Origin of the sequence: Enterobacter cloacae complex sp. IR5458 (assembly GCF_049238025.1) — a bacterium.
In the GTDB taxonomy this organism is placed as follows: domain Bacteria; phylum Pseudomonadota; class Gammaproteobacteria; order Enterobacterales; family Enterobacteriaceae; genus Enterobacter; species Enterobacter kobei.
Window position 1 is genome coordinate 25,790 of record NZ_JBMKIF010000020.1, and the last position, 15,538, is coordinate 41,327.

General features: G+C 53.9%; 18 protein-coding genes. 7 read left to right on the forward strand and 11 right to left on the reverse strand.

All coding sequences use genetic code 11. The features are described 5' to 3' along the window. Positions 1–101: 101 nt before the first annotated feature. The gene (matP, locus tag ACOTYN_RS16385) at positions 102–554 is read left to right on the forward strand and encodes a macrodomain Ter protein MatP (protein ID WP_023332611.1); all 453 of its coding nucleotides are present in this window, start codon (positions 102–104) and stop codon (positions 552–554) included. A 64-nt stretch (positions 555–618) separates the two neighbouring features. On the opposite strand, the gene ompA is transcribed toward matP, so the two are convergent. Together ompA and sulA are read right to left on the reverse strand one after the other, a co-directional pair. Further along, positions 619–1,674 (reverse strand): porin OmpA, encoded by a 1,056-nt coding sequence (gene ompA, locus ACOTYN_RS16390; RefSeq protein WP_139243817.1) that lies wholly within the window; start codon positions 1,672–1,674, stop codon positions 619–621. A gap of 355 nt (positions 1,675–2,029) precedes the next feature. Continuing rightward, positions 2,030–2,539 (reverse strand): SOS-induced cell division inhibitor SulA, encoded by a 510-nt coding sequence (gene sulA / locus ACOTYN_RS16395; RefSeq protein WP_014883253.1) that lies wholly within the window; start codon positions 2,537–2,539, stop codon positions 2,030–2,032. 217 nt (positions 2,540–2,756) lie between these two features. Here sulA and ACOTYN_RS16400 point away from each other — a divergent pair, with 217 nt between their 5' ends. Further along, positions 2,757–3,383, forward strand: coding sequence for a TfoX/Sxy family DNA transformation protein (locus ACOTYN_RS16400; RefSeq protein ID WP_045134652.1), 627 nt, complete (start codon positions 2,757–2,759; stop codon positions 3,381–3,383). On the opposite strand, the gene yccS is transcribed toward ACOTYN_RS16400, so the two are convergent. Together yccS and ACOTYN_RS16410 are read right to left on the reverse strand one after the other, a co-directional pair. Beyond that, the gene (gene yccS, locus ACOTYN_RS16405; protein ID WP_179120688.1) at positions 3,340–5,502 is read right to left on the reverse strand and encodes a YccS family putative transporter; all 2,163 of its coding nucleotides are present in this window, start codon (positions 5,500–5,502) and stop codon (positions 3,340–3,342) included. The genes ACOTYN_RS16400 and yccS overlap by 44 nt on opposite strands. 19 nt (positions 5,503–5,521) lie before the next feature. Further along, positions 5,522–5,968, reverse strand: coding sequence for a YccF domain-containing protein (locus tag ACOTYN_RS16410; protein WP_014883256.1), 447 nt, complete (start codon positions 5,966–5,968; stop codon positions 5,522–5,524). A 123-nt stretch (positions 5,969–6,091) separates the two neighbouring features. Here ACOTYN_RS16410 and helD point away from each other — a divergent pair, with 123 nt between their 5' ends. Then, on the forward strand, positions 6,092–8,146 hold the full coding sequence (gene helD, locus ACOTYN_RS16415) for a DNA helicase IV (protein WP_221703689.1): 2,055 nt from the start codon (positions 6,092–6,094) through the stop codon (positions 8,144–8,146). 58 nt (positions 8,147–8,204) lie between these two features. Here helD and mgsA read toward each other — a convergent pair whose 3' ends face one another. Continuing rightward, on the reverse strand, positions 8,205–8,663 hold the full coding sequence (mgsA, locus tag ACOTYN_RS16420) for a methylglyoxal synthase (protein ID WP_050862070.1): 459 nt from the start codon (positions 8,661–8,663) through the stop codon (positions 8,205–8,207). 80 nt (positions 8,664–8,743) lie between these two features. Further along, positions 8,744–9,406 (reverse strand): curli synthesis inhibitor, encoded by a 663-nt coding sequence (csgI, locus tag ACOTYN_RS16425; protein ID WP_023332617.1) that lies wholly within the window; start codon positions 9,404–9,406, stop codon positions 8,744–8,746. 173 nt (positions 9,407–9,579) lie between these two features. On the opposite strand from csgI, the gene ACOTYN_RS16430 reads away from it, so the two are divergent. After that, the gene (locus ACOTYN_RS16430; protein ID WP_014883259.1) at positions 9,580–9,993 is read left to right on the forward strand and encodes a CoA-binding protein; all 414 of its coding nucleotides are present in this window, start codon (positions 9,580–9,582) and stop codon (positions 9,991–9,993) included. A gap of 36 nt (positions 9,994–10,029) precedes the next feature. On the opposite strand, the gene hspQ is transcribed toward ACOTYN_RS16430, so the two are convergent. Continuing rightward, the gene (gene hspQ, locus ACOTYN_RS16435) at positions 10,030–10,347 is read right to left on the reverse strand and encodes a heat shock protein HspQ (RefSeq protein WP_008499919.1); all 318 of its coding nucleotides are present in this window, start codon (positions 10,345–10,347) and stop codon (positions 10,030–10,032) included. A 60-nt stretch (positions 10,348–10,407) separates the two neighbouring features. Continuing rightward, positions 10,408–11,598, reverse strand: a complete 1,191-nt coding sequence (gene rlmI, locus ACOTYN_RS16440) for a 23S rRNA (cytosine(1962)-C(5))-methyltransferase RlmI (protein WP_063434371.1) — start codon at positions 11,596–11,598, stop codon at positions 10,408–10,410. A gap of 174 nt (positions 11,599–11,772) precedes the next feature. Here rlmI and ACOTYN_RS16445 point away from each other — a divergent pair, with 174 nt between their 5' ends. The 3 genes from ACOTYN_RS16445 (at position 11,773) to yccX (ending at position 13,422) form a co-directional block, all read left to right on the forward strand. After that, a complete protein-coding gene (locus ACOTYN_RS16445; protein ID WP_014883261.1) occupies positions 11,773–12,330 on the forward strand; it encodes a kinase inhibitor in 558 nt (185 codons plus the stop codon). Between the two features lie 70 nt (positions 12,331–12,400). Further along, entirely contained in the window at positions 12,401–13,129 is a 729-nt protein-coding gene (locus ACOTYN_RS16450) for an AraC family transcriptional regulator (protein WP_234449864.1), read from the forward strand. Positions 13,130–13,140: 11 nt separating this feature from the next. Beyond that, positions 13,141–13,422 carry an acylphosphatase gene (yccX, locus tag ACOTYN_RS16455; protein ID WP_023332620.1) on the forward strand — a complete coding sequence of 94 codons (282 nt, stop codon included), beginning with the start codon at positions 13,141–13,143 and terminating at the stop codon, positions 13,420–13,422. On the opposite strand, the gene tusE is transcribed toward yccX, so the two are convergent. The 3 genes from tusE to ACOTYN_RS16470 all read right to left on the reverse strand — a co-directional run bounded on the left by tusE (position 13,419) and on the right by ACOTYN_RS16470 (position 15,537). After that, the gene (gene tusE / locus ACOTYN_RS16460; protein WP_008499913.1) at positions 13,419–13,748 is read right to left on the reverse strand and encodes a sulfurtransferase TusE; all 330 of its coding nucleotides are present in this window, start codon (positions 13,746–13,748) and stop codon (positions 13,419–13,421) included. The two genes, yccX and tusE, sit on opposite strands and share 4 nt — an antisense overlap. Before the next feature lie 69 nt (positions 13,749–13,817). Then, positions 13,818–14,369 (reverse strand): LuxR C-terminal-related transcriptional regulator, encoded by a 552-nt coding sequence (locus tag ACOTYN_RS16465; protein WP_023332622.1) that lies wholly within the window; start codon positions 14,367–14,369, stop codon positions 13,818–13,820. Between the two features lie 10 nt (positions 14,370–14,379). Beyond that, positions 14,380–15,537: a CfaE/CblD family pilus tip adhesin gene (locus ACOTYN_RS16470; protein WP_200925087.1), complete on the reverse strand. Its 1,158-nt coding sequence runs from the start codon at positions 15,535–15,537 to the stop codon at positions 14,380–14,382. Between the last annotated feature and the right edge of the window lies 1 nt (position 15,538).

Below are 15,538 nucleotides of genomic sequence, written 5' to 3' on the forward strand. Positions count from 1 at the left end.
GCGGGAATGGCTGCATTGACTCACAGGATATGATTTCTTTTCAGCAGATTGCCAAAAAACTGATATTCTGAACAGAGTTACGTGGTAACACTGAGATCGCAATGAAATATCAACAACTGGAAAATCTCGAAAGCGGCTGGAAATGGAAGTACCTGGTCAAAAAGCACCGTGAAGGGGAGCTGATCACCTGCTACATCGAAGCCAGCGCTGCACAAGAAGCCGTGGATATTTTGCTGACCCTCGAGAATGAACCGGTACAGGTTAACGGCTGGATTGAGAAACACATCAATCCCGCGTTGTTAAACCGGATGAAGCAAACGATCCGCGCGCGACGCAAACGGCATTTTAATGCTGAGCATCAGCACACGCGTAAAAAATCAATCGATCTGGAGTTCGTGGTCTGGCAGCGTCTGGCTGGGCTGGCGCAACGGCGTGGTAAAACGCTGTCGGAAACCATCGTGCAGTTGATTGAGGATGCCGAACATAAAGAGAAGTATGCTAACCAAATGTCGTCGCTGAAAAACGACCTTCAGGCGTTGCTGGGCAAAAAGTAGATTTGTGTTTTTCTTCAGACAATAAAAAACCCCGCATTGCGGGGTTTTTTTATAAGACGATAACTTATGCCGCTGGCTGAGTTACAACGTCTTTAACGCCTTTAACTTCGATCTCTACGCGACGATCTGGAGCCAGGCAGTCGATCAGTGCAGCGCGAGCTTTCACGTTGTCACAGGTGTTGCCAGTAACTGGGTTAGATTCGCCCATACCACGTGGGGAGATCTTGTTAGCTGGGATACCTTTAGAGATCAGGTAATCAACAACAGACTGAGCACGTTTCTCAGACAGTTTCTGGTTGTAAGCGTCAGAACCGATACGGTCGGTGAAGCCCAGAACCACTACGGAACCGTCTTTAGGATCCAGGTTGCTCAGCTGGGTGTACAGCTGATCCAGTGCCTGCTGGCCTTCCGGTTTCAGAGTCGCTTTGTTGAAGTTGAAAAGAACGTCAGACTTCAGAGTGAAGTGCTTGGTCTGTACTTCTGGAGCTGGAGCCGGCGCTGGAGCAACAACTGGTGCTGCATCTTCCTGCTGGCCGAAACGGTAGGAAACACCTACGCTCAGCATGCCGTTGTCTGGACGAACGCCAACGGTAGCACCGTCGCCGATGTTGTTAACCCACTGGTATTCCAGACGGGTAGCGATGTCACGGGTCATAGCCCACTCAACGCCACCAGCGAATACTGGGGAAACACCGGTGTCATGGTCGTCGCCAGCGACGCTGTTGCTGGAGTCAGCGCGCCATACCATACCACCCAGACGGGTGTACACGTCCAGATCGTCAGTAACTGGGTAACCCAGTTTAGCGGTCAGCTGTACGCCTTGAGCTTTAAAAGCGCCATTAACCTTGTCGCCTTTGTATGGCATACGACCTAACCAGTCGTAACCCATTTCAAAACCAACATACGGGTTAACCTGATAGCCACCGAACGCACCTGCACCAAGCTGGCTCTCGTGAGTAGGGCCATCATTGTTCAGGCTGCTGTTGTACCAGCCGGTGTCGTGGAACTGAGACCAGCCCAGTTTACCACCTGCATACCAGGTATTATCTTTCGGAGCGGCCTGCGCTACGGTAGCGAAGCCAGCCAGTGCCACTGCAATCGCGATAGCTGTCTTTTTCATTTTTTGCGCCTCGTTATCATCCAAAATTCGCCATGAATGTCTCAAGTAGAGAATCACGGTTAAATCCTTCACCGGGGGGCGTGGTCAAATATAAATCTACCGATATCTTCGGCTTAGGCCGAGCACCCCTGGCGATGTAAAGTCTACAACGTAGCTGAAAACTTACAAGTGTGAAGTCTGTCAGGCATATGAAAAAAAAAGTTCCGTATACCTATTATTTAACATTTTTAGAACGAATTTTGTGCAGTAAAATTAAGGAGAACCGCTCCAGACGCGCCTTGCCGCAATTTTGACTCTAGGAACTAAATCTGTATCTTGCGGTCAAAAAAAATTCCAGGAAAAATCTTAATTTCGCTCAATGATACAAATTTGAGTGAATTTTTAGCCCAGAAAGTTGTCCTCTGCGATAAGAATCTGGACGAACCGGGCGCATGATGAACCCGATCGCATTCCCTTCTTCAGCCGCTTCAGTCAGACGAAAATGTTCCTCTTCCGTCAGTTCTTCGGGTAACCAGCCGATCACCACGCTGTAATTTCCAGTGCGCAACGCGCGAACCATAGACTCAACGGTATCGCAGGGAGAGAGTTGGTTAATCTGCATCACCTTAGCCAGCGGCAGGCCTGCGGACTGAACCCATTCTCGGCTCAATTTTTGCTGTGGCGTCAGCCAGAGCTGCCAGCGCGATTGCTGACCAAGCTGCTGTAATAAAGGCAGTAGCAGGAGTTGGGTCAACAGAGGCTGGTCTTCACGATAAACCACTTCACTAATAAGCCCCGTCGAAACACCCCCAACGGTGTTGTGCGCGACAGTGCCCGCGGTAGAGGAGAGAGAAGTTGAGCGATTTGCATAGCCTGAAGTGTACATATTCATTCCAGCCCTGTAGTTACTGTATGGATATACAGTAACCCCTGTATGCATAAAGATCAACCTCATTTTCGGAAAGCGACTCGCAAAATTCGTTCAATGTTGATGCCCCTCGAAAAATCATCTTGCTCAACGGCGCTAAGTTGCCTATTTTCCTGCTAACGGATCCGCTAGTAAGAAATTTCGCTGTTACTTTATGATTTAGAAGGGAAATATCATGAAAAAGATATCTTATGAACGGATTTATCAATCCCAGGAATACCTCTCACCGCTAGGAGAAATTCATCATCGCGCCCTGTTCGGTGGCTATACCCTGGCGGTAGATGACGCGGTTTTTGCCATGGTGTCAGATGGCGAGCTGTACCTTCGCGCCTGTGAAGAAAGCGCGAAATACTGTGTAAAAAATGCCGCCTCTTTTTTGACGCTGATGAAACGAGGCCGCCCGGTACTTCTCAACTATTACCGTGTCGATGATGGACTGTGGCAAGACAGGGAACGGCTGCTTCAGCTCTCCTCTTTCGCGCTCAATGCGGCGAGGAAAGAGCGCTGTCAGCGCCATCAACGAAACCGGCTTAAAGATCTGCCAAACCTGACCTTTCAGCTTGAGGTATTACTTTTTGAAGCTGGCATTACTAACGAAGAGACGCTGCGGGCACTGGGTGCCAGGGAGTGCTGGTTAAAGATGCGGGCTAAAAATAGGGCACTCGGTATTAAAGTGCTCTTCGCCCTTGAGGGGGCTATTGAGGGTTTGCATGAGGCGGCACTCCCGGCAGGCACTCGCCGGGAGTTGACGGAGTGGTTTAATGCGCTGCCTGAGCCACAGAAGAATCACTCCTCCAGGTAGCGATTTGCTGTTGTAACCGGCAAATTTCTGGCAGCAGAGCGATAAGCAGGCCAATCTGCTGTAGCACCAGCGGCGCTTTGCTGTCGTTTCCTGGCTCAAGACGCGCGATACGTTGAGTCAGTTCATCCAGCGACTGTCTCACTTTCGGTTCATCGGCTGGCCGGTGATGCAGTGCATCATCGACGTAGCAGACCGCGTCATCCAGCAGGTTGAGTATGCCCGGGTTGACCAGTTTCTCGCGGTGTGCACCCAGCGTGGAAATATAGCTGGTGAAGGTATGGTTGAGGCAGAGCAACCGGAAAGCCGTCTCACGCATCTCGGCCGTGGCACGAGGCTCCGTTGACATGTTAGAGACAACCGAAGCCAGTTCAGCATCACTGTTGTGCGCATCGCGGCGGGCTATCCGATAAGCCAGACGGTTATCGCGTCCCTGGTGGTACTGCTCAAGGATGGCATCCAGGTATCGGCAGTTGGCGTTCAATGCCCTGTCTAACACCCGCGGTAAATTACGGAAACGCCAGTCCGGCCAGATAAAGCTCACCGCTGCCCAGGCAATCGCACAGCCGATCAGGGTATCGAGCACGCGAGGCAGGGCGACCTCGAACCCTTCACCCAGCAGGTTAAAGCAGAGCAGCACCAGCAGCGTGATGAACATGGTGGCATGAGCGTACTGCACGTTGCGAAACGCGAAAAACAACACGCCGGTAATCACAATCAGCACCAGCTGCCCTTCAACAGAAGGCACGAAGTACAGCACGGGAAGTCCAATCGCGACACCGACCAGCGTACCGATAATACGCAGCGCAAGGCGGTGCCGGGTGGCGTTATAGTTTGGCTGGCAGACAAACAGGCTGGTCAGCAGGATCCAGTAGCCATGCTGCAAACCGGTTATCTGGATAAAGGCATAACCGACGCATAGCACCAGAGACATTCTCACCGCGTGGCGAAAGAGCGCCGACTCTGGCGTAAAGTTGCGGCTCAGCCGTAGCCACATATCGCTAAAGCTATGCACGCTGTCATCAGCCAGCTGATTTTCCACATCATTACCCGGTAGCGCCATCGCCTGTTCGGATTCGATGGTCGCCAGCTGAGCATCTATAGCCCGCAGGTTGTTGAGCAGAAAACCCAGCGCTTTGATATGTTCCGGTGATGTTCCGCTGGCCTGAACGCGGTCGAGCGCCGCATCAAGATGGCTAAACACGCGTTCGAAACGGGGGTCATGCTGATAGGGCGTGCGCAGCAGAATGGATCGCGAGAGCTGCTGGCAGGCCAGGGACTGCATGGACAGCAGGCGCTGGAAGCGGAACATCACGTCGCTGTAACGAAACTTTTCACGCAGGGCGGCGTACTGAACATGCGAGGAACTGGCGCGTTCATGAATGTCCTGGGCGGCAAAATAGTAGTGTAAGGTTCTTCGCGTTCCACGCTGACCGCGATCGCCGCGCAGACGGGTAAGCAGTGAGGCTTTCGTCTGGTTAAGGGTGGTGACCAGCTGACCGTTTGCCAGCGCCAGATCGTAAAGCGGCGCCTGGCTTTCTTCTTCAATATCCGGGTCAAACAGCCGGGATTTCAGTTCCAGATAATGGGCCAACTGCTCAAAGCTACGGGCAAGGTTATCCTGCAGCGGGCGAACCGGGAAGATAAGATGGCCGGTTAACGTCAGCAGGTTATACCAGATGGCGCCCAGCAACAGCAGTAGAGGTTGCTGGTACCACTGGTCGTAAAGTGACACGCCCAGCATGGTATAGATGGCGATCAGTAAGGCGCCGAAGGCGATGGTGGCATAGCGCTGCCCCAGTCCACCCAGCAAAATAAACCCGCTGGTCGAAAGCGTCAGGCCCAGCGCAAACAGCCACGGCCAGGGGAAGAGCAACTCAACGGACGCTGACGCAATAAAAAAGCAGACGAGCGTAATCACCAGATTACGCAAACGACCGGCCAGGCGATCGTCCAGATCCGCAAGCGCCCCGGCCACCACCCCCAGCGTGAGCGGGATGGTGAGTTTGACGTCATTCAACCACCACGGCAGGGCTACCGTGCCGCAAAGCGCGATAAAAATCCTGACGTTGTAAAGCCAGGAACTGTTCCAGGTATAACGGCGAAGCAGTGGGCTTAGCATAAACGCGGCCAGTCCTTATTTACTGAAAACGACGGCGTGCGTTCGCTTCACGCGCCGCCTGGGCCACTTCAACCGGAACAACTCTGCGCCCGACGGGCCAAAGGGCGATGGCGGCGATCTTAAAGTTTGCGAGCCCTACCGGAATCCCAATAATTGAGATGCACTGGGCAATACCGGCAAAAATATGCATGATGCATAGCCACCAGCCAAAGAAAATCAGCCACAGAATGTTCAGCAGGGTTCCCCCCGTGTTCATCAGGGCGTTCTTACTTTCCGGATTCAGTTCGTCAACGTGGATGGCTTCGTTACCGTAGGGGATTAACGAGAGTTTGGTGATTTCCCAGCAGGAGCGGGTCAGGGGGAGTGTGAAAATCAGGACGATGCTCACCAGTGTGGCAAAAAGCCAGGAAAGGGTGGTGGCAAAACCGCCCAGCACAAAATTCAAGACATTCAGAACGGTACGCATAAACCCTCACTTCCTTTCGATAAAATTAACGCCCAATGATTGTAACGTTTTTTTAGGCTGGAGCACCTTAAAACTGGCAGTTAAACTGTCAGGTAAATTATCTCTTCGTGGATTTGGCGGGACATGGAACTGAAAGCAACTTCATTAGGCAAACGCCTGGCACAACACCCTTATGACAGCGTTGTTTTGCTCAACGCCGGGGTGAAAGTCTCCGGAGAACGCCACGAATACCTTATTCCGTTTAATCAGCTTCTGGCCATCCACTGTAAGCGTGGGCTGGTATGGGGTGAGCTGGAGTTTGTTCTGCCAGACGATAAAGTCGTGCGTCTTCACGGCACCGAGTGGGCGGAAACCCAGCGTTTTCATCACCACCTGAACGCCCGCTGGCAGCAGTGGAGTCACGACATGAGCGTGATTGCCGCCCAGGTTCTGCACCAGGTGCTGGACGAGATCGCCCAGAGCAACGCGCAACAAACGTGGTTGACCCGCCAGCAGACTGCCGGGCTGCAGCAAAAGATTCGCCAGGCTCTCTCGGCCCTGCCGATTGCCGTAACGCGTCTTGATGAGTTCGACAACTGTCGCGACGCCTGGCGTCAGTGTCAGGCCTGGCTGAACGATAGGGATAAGAGTCGGCTGGCGCATAACCAGGCCTGGACAGATGCCATGCTGGCCCAGTACGCCGACTTTTTCAGTACGGTGGAATCTTCGCCGCTCAACCCTGCGCAGGCTCGCGCGGTGGTCAATGGCGAGCAGTCGCTGCTGGTGCTCGCGGGGGCAGGAAGCGGCAAAACGTCGGTACTGGTGGCGCGTGCAGGCTGGCTTCTGACGACCGGTGAAGCGGTTGCCGATCAGATTCTGCTGCTGGCTTTTGGCCGTAAGGCTGCTGAGGAGATGGACGAACGCATTCAGCAGCGTCTGCATACCCGGGACATTACTGCCAGAACCTTCCATGCCCTTGCGCTGCATATCATTCAGCAGGGCAGTAAAAAAGTGCCTTCCGTCAGTAAACTGGAAAATGACACGCAGGCGCGCCAGGCGCTGTTTATCAAAACGTGGCGTCAGCAGTGCAGTGAGAAAAAAGCGCAGGCGAAAGGGTGGCGTCAGTGGCTGGAAGAGGAGCTCAACTGGGCAGTGCCGGAAGGCAGTTTCTGGCAGGATGATAAACTGGCGCGTCGGCTGGGATCGCGTCTTGACCGTTGGGTCAGCCTGATGCGGATGCACGGTGGCTCACAGGCAGAAATGATTGAAGGTGCGCCAGAGGGGATCCGCGATCTATTTTCGAAGCGGGTCAAACTGATGGCACCGCTCTTAAAAGCCTGGAAAGCCGCGTTGAAGGCGGAAAATGCCGTCGATTTTTCCGGTTTGATCCATCAGGCGATCGTCATTCTTGAGAAAGGACGTTTTGTCAGTCCGTGGAAACATATTCTGGTGGATGAGTTTCAGGATATCTCACCCCAGCGCGCAGCACTGCTCTGTGCGCTACGGGCGCAAAATAAACATACCTCGCTGTTTGCGGTGGGGGATGACTGGCAGGCTATCTATCGCTTCAGCGGCGCACAGCTTTCACTCACGACCGCGTTCCACCACTATTTTGGTGAAGGGGATCGCAGCGATCTGGACACCACGTATCGCTTCAACTCCCGGATTGGTGAAATCGCCAACCGTTTTATCCAGCAAAACCCGCATCAGCTGACCAAGCCGCTTAACAGCCTGCGGCCTGGGGATAAAAAAGCCGTCACCCTGCTGGCGGATGACCAGCTGGAACCGCTGCTGGACAAGCTCAGCGGCTATGCGAAGCCCGATGAGCGTATCCTGGTGCTGGCGCGTTATCATCACCTTAAACCTGCAGCGCTGGAAAAAGCAGCTACCCGCTGGCCGAAACTGCAGCTTGAATTTATGACCATTCACGCCAGCAAAGGGCAGCAGGCCGATTATGTGATTGTGATGGGGCTGAAAGAGGGCAGCGACGGTTTCCCGGCTCCGGCCCGTGAATCGGTGATGGAACAGGCCCTACTGCCGGTGCCGGAAGACTTCCCGGATGCCGAAGAGCGACGTTTGCTATATGTGGCAATGACGCGCGCACGTCACCGCGTCTGGCTGCTGTTCAATAAAGCGGAGCCATCCGTGTTTGTCGATATTCTGAAGAGTATTGATGTGCCGGTAGCGAGAAAGCCGTAGCGACGACGGGCAAGGATGGGTAGGCCGGGTAAGGCGAAGCCGCCACCCGGCAAAAAAGCTACTTCAGTCTCTCAGAAAGATAACGCTGATAGTCCGGAATCAGGATATCAACCGGCGAATTGAACTGCGGTGATTCGATGATGAAATCCGCCGTCGAGAGGTTTGTCGCCACCGGAATATTCCACACCGTCGCCAGACGCAGCAGGGCTTTAACATCGGGATCGTGCGGAACCGCGTTCAGCGGATCCCAGAAGAAGATCAGCACGTCAATCTTCCCTTCGGAAATCTGCGCGCCGACCTGCTGATCGCCGCCCATCGGGCCGCTCAGCATCGCATTGACCTCCAGACCCGTTTCGCGCTGGATCAGGTTTCCGGTGGTGCCGGTCGCTGAAAGGGCATGCTTTTCCAGCAAAGACTGATGGCGGTGCACCCAGTTAAGCAGCATTTGTTTACAGTGATCGTGCGCCACCAGTGCAATGTGTTTGCGTTCAGGCAGCGTGCGTGTTGTCAGTTCCATAATCATATCCATCAGGTTAACTGACTACACGATGACGGGAAGCGCCTGACGCTGCAAGCCTCAGGCGAAAAAAATGTGGCTTAGGATGAAGGTTGTTGCTTTGCCCACTGTAAAAATCGGGCCCGCGTGTCGGGATCGGCCTGCTGGAACCAGAATTTCAGGCGCTGTTCCGTCAGCGTCTGGGACTGAGGCGGGATAACATCCAGTTCTGATACGCCGGAAAGCAGCGTACTGTCGTCGGCCATCAGGGTGGCAAACTGCGGAAGGGAGGCGCGTTTACCGGCTTTGTTATAAACCTGCGTAGCCGCCTCGTAATCCGGGCCTTTCGGGGACGTGGTTAATGCCAGAATATCCAGCTTCACCGGGATCGGCATCGCATCGCCGTCCAGCAGTTCAATGCGCGGCGACGCGTCAAAGGCCGCCGATTCCTTTTCTGTTTCAAGGCGAGGCAGGGTAATGTTCACCTGACTGATTTGCCGGGTATTAAAGCTGATAATCAGCGGCGGCGAGATGTACAGTCGTTGCTCATGGTTAGCCAGGCCGATCGATTTTTCTACCCGAAAGACCAGTTGATGGGGGCCGTTATCTAATTCGATGCTGTCAGCACCGCGTAATAATGAGCTGGACACTTTTTTTCCGTCCAGTACCAGAAGATCAATGTCGCCAGAGAGCCGAAGCGTGGTAGCAAATACGCAAACCGGCATCACTAACGCAATCAGAGCCGTGGCAATACCGGTTTTCATAGGAGGCTCCCGTCAGACATACTGTCGCCGCATTAATGTATCTAAATTTTTCGATAATCACGTTTACTAACATATAGACATATTTTGCCGTTTTGCCCTCATGCATCTGTATGGGATGGATGGTTGAGATGTGCGCTTTGGCGTACACTTTTAAAAAAGCCAGGAGAAAAACCATGAAAGAGAATGATGTTGCTGAGATTTTGACATCCACGCGGACCATTGCGCTGGTGGGCGCGAGCGATAAACCCGATCGTCCCAGCTATCGGGTGATGAAATACCTTCTCGATCAGGGTTATCACGTCATCCCGGTCTCGCCAAAAGTGGCGGGGAAAACGTTGCTGGGCCAGCAAGGGTATGCGACGCTCGCTGACGTACCCGAAAAAATTGATATGGTCGATGTCTTCCGTAATTCCGAGGCCGCATGGGGCGTAGCGCAGGATGCTATTGCCGTCGGGGCGAAAACCCTGTGGATGCAGTTGGGTGTGATTAACGAGCAGGCGGCCGTGCTGGCGCGTGAAGCGGGTCTGAAGGTGGTCATGGACCGATGCCCGGCGATTGAGATCCCCCGTTTGGGGCTGGCGAAATAATAAAAAAAAGCCCGTTATCGGGCTTTTTTTACACGCTTAGTTCCGCAGGCGCGGAGCCTGTAGCTGTTTACGGATGGTCTGAGCAAGTTCATCCATCGTAGGTTGCTCCGGATGCTCTTCCTGCAACTCACTACTCAGCTGCGCTTCGGCAAGGTAGGTATGAACGGGTTGTCCGTCGTCACCTTCCATCACCACATGGTACCAGGGCGCAGCGCGAAGCTCGGCGTTAACCGCCAGCTCGTCTGCTGACGGTTCATCAAGGGAATACTCCGGGTCGATATCGACGACCACACCCAAATACCCTAGCAAAGTGTGGCGGACCTGCTGGCCGATACCGAATTTGCTGGCAATCATAGTCACCTCCCGGGAAATACGACTTACACGTTATGTGTGGTCAATATTTCTCTTTTCAAGTTACATGACGCGACAGGCAAACCCTTTCAGATACAGCCCTTCCGGGTAGGTAGCAATCACGGGATGATCGGCTGCCTGACGGAACTGCTCTATAAATTGTACATCACGACCAGCATCTATTGCGGCATCGGCGATGATTTTCTGAAATAAATCTGTGGTCATCAGACCGGAGCAGGAGAACGTCAGCAGAATGCCGCCCGGGTTCAGCAGCTGGATGGCCAGCATGTTAATATCTTTGTACCCGCGGCAGGCGCCCATCAGCTGGCTTTTATTCTCCACAAACTTAGGGGGATCCATCACGATAACGTCGAACTTCTCGCCCTGATCGCGATATTTACGCAGCAGCTTGAAAACGTCGTCGCGTACAAACTCCGCTTTGCTCAAATCCAGCTTGTTTAGCTCGACGTTTTGTTTTGCCACGTCAAGCGCTTCCTGCGACGTATCCACGCTGACGACCTGAGCACAGCCGCCCATCAGCGCCGAAACGGCGAAACCGCCGGTATAGGAGAAGCAGTTAAGCACGCGCTTGTCGGCGACGTACTGGCGGGTCGCCAGACGGCTGTCGCGCTGGTCAAGGTAATAGCCCGTTTTGTGACCGCCCTGAATATCCACCAGCAGCTTCATGCCATGTTCTTCAATGGGCAGCAGGGCTGGCGGCAGTTCGCCCGTTACTGGCCCCTGAGTCAGCTCCATGCCCTCTTTTTTGCGCACTGCCACATCGCTGCGGTCGTAAATGGCACACTGCGGGAACAGCGTTTGCAGCGCGCTTATCAGCGCGGCACGCTGGTATTCCGCTCCGGCGCTCAGGAGTTGCAGCACCAGGAAGTTGCCGAAGCGATCGATTGTCACACCCGGCAGGCCGTCGGACTCACCGGCGATCAGACGATAGCTGTCCAGACCGTCACGCTTTGCCAGCCATTCACGCCACTGCTGCGCCTGCTGCAGGCGGCGAACGAAGAAGTCGATATCAATGGTTTCATCTTTGTCGAAGGTCCAGACGCGAGCGCGGATCTGGGACGCAGGCGAGTATGCGCCTCGCGCTAACCATTTCCCCTGATGGTCAACGATATCAATGGTTTCACCGAGGCTGGCTTTGCCTTCCATGCGGGCAACTGCGCCAGAAAAAACCCAGGGATGACGGCGCAGTAAGGATTTCTCGCGCCCTTTGGCTAACACTAAACGTACACTCATAATTTGCTGTTCTGTCGATTTCAGGGAAATGGCGCGTAGATTATCACATTCAGCAAGTCGCAATCATCTGTGGATGCCTTTGAGCGTTTCGGCACAAAATCAAATCGCTTAAGCACATTACGGTATGGCCGCGTGCCTTACATTGGGGCTTCCCGTTCAGCAAAGGACCCCCCTATGAAAAAGCGCAGTGTAATAGCAACAACCGCTCTGGCGGCGATAAGTTTTCAGGTTTTAGCGGCAACGCCTTTCAGTATCACCAGTCAGGATATCTCCGGGGAGCACCGTTTAGCGCAACAGCAGGTGTTCAACGGTTTTGGCTGCCACGGTGATAATCAGTCTCCGCAGCTTGCATGGAAACATCCTCCAGCCGGTACGAAAAGTTTTGCCATCACGGTATATGACCCCGATGCCCCCACCGGCAGTGGCTGGTGGCACTGGACAGTCGCCAATATTCCTGCGAAAACAATGGCACTGCCTGCGGGCGCGGGTAACCCAAAGAGTGAGAAATTACCCGCTGGCGCGGTGCAGGGGCGTAATGACTTCGGTTATTCTGGATTTGGCGGAGCATGTCCACCTGAGGGAGACAAACCGCACCGTTACCAGATTACCGTCTGGGCGCTGAACGTGGACACACTGCCCCTTGATAACAATGCCAGCGGCGCGCTGGTCGGTTATATGATAAACAGTCACGTTCTGGGAAAAACGCAGTTAACCGCAACGTACAGCAGATAAGGATGACCCGGTGCAGGAGTTTTACCTTCAACATAAACAGCTGACGGCGGGCGAAGTCAGTGCCAGCAAAATGCATCGCCTGCACCAGGTTAAACTTTTTTTTCCGGCCATTTGTCACATTACTCACGGCAGTAAGGTCATTGTTCAGGATGACAATCGCCTGGTGGCAACGAGGGATGCGCTGATTATTATCCCGGCCAATACGTCAATGGAGATTATTAATCAGCCTGCGAACGGCATGTTTCGATCGGACTTGCTGATGTTGTCGCCAGAAATCCTGGCCGAGTTTAAAGCGCATTACCTGAAATCCTGGCCGGGCACGACGTTACATTCCCTTTGTGTCCCGTTGAGCGAGGGGCTGACGTTTATGTGGGATAACCTGCTGCACGCCGTGCGTCAGGATTTACCGGAGGCGTTACAAAAACATCAGGCCTTCGGTCTTTTGCTGGCATTGCTGCATGAAGGCGTGGCAGGTCCGCTGCTTATTGAGCGAAGCAGTAACCTGACTGAGCAGGTGCGACAGTTCATTATGCTATCGCCGGCCAGATCCTGGACTGCGCAGGATATCGCAAGCCGTCTGGCCTTAAGCGTGCCGACGTTGCGCAGAAAGTTGCGTGAAGAGTCGCAGAGTTTTCGCCAGATCGTGGAAGAGGTGAGAATGGCCGTTGCGCTGTCACAGCTGCAATCGACCCGATTACCCATTGGCGAAATCGCATTACAATGTGGGTATCTTTCCAGTTCTCGTTTCACCGCCCGTTTTCGGCAACACTACGGCTGTTTGCCGAAAACGCTACGTTAAGGAGAAGAAAAATGTCAAAAGTTTGCACTATTGCCTGGGTTCACGGCATCGTTCAGGGCGTCGGGTTCCGCTACAGCACCCAGCGTGAGGCTCTTCAGCTCGGGATCACGGGCTATGCGCGAAACATGGATGACGGCAGCGTTGAGGTGGTCGCCTGTGGAGACGCGAAGCAGGTAGAAAAACTGATGGTGTGGCTGAAAGCGGGTGGCCCGCGCAGCGCGCGGGTTGACAGGGTGCTAACAGAACCGCATCAACCCGGCCGGGAATACGAGAACTTCAGTATTCGTTATTAAATGCACTTCACCGGCTTTGGCAGGCCAGCAATTTTGGTGGCCTGTTTAGCCGGGCCTTTCGGAAACAGACGATACAGATAGCGGCTGTTGCCTTTCTCTTCGCCAAACTTATTGGCCATCGCTTTCACCAGCATGCGGATCGCCGGAGAGGTATTAAATTCGAGATAAAATTCGCGCACAAAACGCACGACTTCCCAGTGTTCGGGGGAGAGGGTGATACCTTCGTTTTCGGCGATTTTTTCCGCCAGTGGTTCGCTCCATAGCGTGGTATCTTTCAGATAGCCTTCGCTATCGGTCTCAATTTCCTGGCCTGCAAAAATGAACATAGTGCTCTGTCGATAAAGTAAAAACCGCCCCTAGTCTAGCAAAGAAGGGGCGGCATGAGAAACTTCGGTCTACAGAAGAAGCTGTAGCAGATTGTTGGCATTCAGCTTTTTTAACGCGTTGCATTTGTACGTCGAGACCTGTTTTTCGCTCATCTGCGTCATTGTCGCAACATGTCTTACCGATTGCCCGTTAACCAGCCTGTCGAGAACATTGAACTCCATGCCCGTCAGGCAACAATTCAGGCTGCGGACCCGACGGGGCTCTTTTGCAAGCAGATACGCTGCATCCGCGACGGCAATTCTGTCATCAATAATATATGAGGTCAGCGTGGCAAAACGCTTTCGCAGATGCGTGGCCAGCGCCCAGCCTTTTTCATTGCACACCAGATAAAGCGTTCCTTCCCAGCGGCTGGCCTCCAGCTGAAGCAGAATCTCAACCAGCGCCTGATGCGTCCCGGCGACGGAAAAGCGGCAGCGCACAACGAGGGTGTCGCAGGCCAATAACGAATGGCGCCACGTTACCGCGCCGCTTTCAACCAGCATTTGAGCGTTACGGCGCAGAAGGGCGTAGCGTAAACCTTCGGCATAAAAGCGATTATTATCAAGAATAACGTAATTCACGGCGGCCTCTTTATAACGTACTGGGTGTGTAGATAATGCGTAGCGTGCCGGTGTAATCCCCGGCATTTTTGCTGCTGGCAGTAAATGAAGGGGTTTTCAGGATAATAGGGGCTGGCACGCACAGTACGCTCTCGCGTCCGCCGGGCAGGACGACCTGACGCAGATACTGCGGATCGTTAGTCCCTTGCCAGACCACGGTTTTACCGTTAGCGACGATGTCTGTTGCGCCTGTGATGGGATGGGTGACAAAGACCTGATAGTCGAGACGGTCTCGCGCATCGGTCTGGCTTCCTCCGCGTCGCCTGATTGAAAACGCACCTTCAGTACGGCCCGCTGAGGCGAGTCCGTCGTCCTCAAACCGAAGGTAGGTGCGGGTGCTGGTGCTGTTTTTACCATCGTACAGGCACATATCCAGCGTATTTTCTCCCTGGATCTCACTGCCACCCGGCCGCCCCGGGAAGTTAGTCAGGTTGAGGTTAACGATGGGCGTGGAGTGCGGAAATGCCGGCAGATAAATCTGCTGATTACCCGGATCGACCACCTCAATGCGAATGTTTGCCTGCCACCTGGCGATAGTGAGATAGCCAGGGCATCCGACGTTTACGTCATTGAAGTTCCCGCCACAGTCGGCGCTCCCCCATTGACGCAGGTTCTGCTTCAGCGTTGCGGTCCAGATCCCCGGCAGGGCGAGCTTATCCAGTTCGCTTTTCACAATATAGAAATCGAAGTAGGGCTCTCTGTTCCAGTCAGCAATTGTGGCTGTTCCGCCTGTCACAAAGCTGGCGAAGGTAAACACTTTATTGTTGATAAACATGTAGTGATCGCCATACACCTTGATATCCACCGTCTTGCTGGTGAGGGTATGCGTGAAACGTAAATTGATGGCATAGGGCGCGGCCGGGTTACCCGAGAACCAGACCGGAGAGTTCATGCAGGCCCCGTACGTGGCGTCGGTCCGGGACTGACAGGTCAGGGTATTACGTCCCCACTTTTGCGGGTCGGCGGTGTCAAAGCCGCCCGATTCATGCAACCAGATATCGAAACGCGCAGGCGGTGCCGTGCGATCGAAGCTGATCCCAACGCTGGTGTTTCGTCCCGCAGGGGCGCCCGCCAGCGTCTGGCCTGTCCACAGGCTTAACAACAGTAAAATAAAGAGGTACTTCATCACA